Below are 438 nucleotides of genomic sequence, written 5' to 3' on the forward strand. Positions count from 1 at the left end.
TCCGCGTCACCCGCTTGCCGAAGGGGATCGCCGGAATGTGGACGTAGTATTCGTATTCGGGCAGGTCGCGGATGATGGCGCGGGCGAGGATCGCGAGGTCGCGCGCCGAGGTCACCTGCTCATCGGCGGGCAGGCCATTGGGATTGACGTAGTGGGTCTGCGTCATTCCGAGCCGCGCCGCGGTATCGTTCATCATCGCCGAGAAGCCGTCGATCGAACCGCCGACGCCTTCGGCCAGCACCACGGCCATGTCGTTGGCCGACTTCACCATCATCATCTTCAGCGCGTTGTCGACGGTGAGCTGGGTGCCGGCGCGGAAGCCCATCTTCGAGGGCGATTGCGCCGAGGCGATCGGCGACACCGTCAGCAGCGTGTCCGGCGTGATGCGGCCCTGCTTCACCGCCTGCAGCGTCACTTACAGTGTCAGTAGCTTGGTGA

Annotated in this window: 1 protein-coding gene; it reads right to left on the reverse strand. The window is 65.1% G+C overall.

The window, feature by feature from the left end; translation table 11 throughout:
* A partial coding sequence (locus tag DYI24_RS27780; RefSeq protein ID WP_502706403.1) for a D-alanyl-D-alanine carboxypeptidase family protein occupies window positions 1-415 on the reverse strand: 415 nt, incomplete at its 3' end.
* Window positions 416-438 lie beyond the last annotated feature (23 nt).

The sequence above is a fragment of the Rhodopseudomonas sp. BR0C11 genome, assembly GCF_010820945.1.
Lineage (GTDB): Bacteria > Pseudomonadota > Alphaproteobacteria > Rhizobiales > Xanthobacteraceae > Rhodopseudomonas > Rhodopseudomonas palustris_H.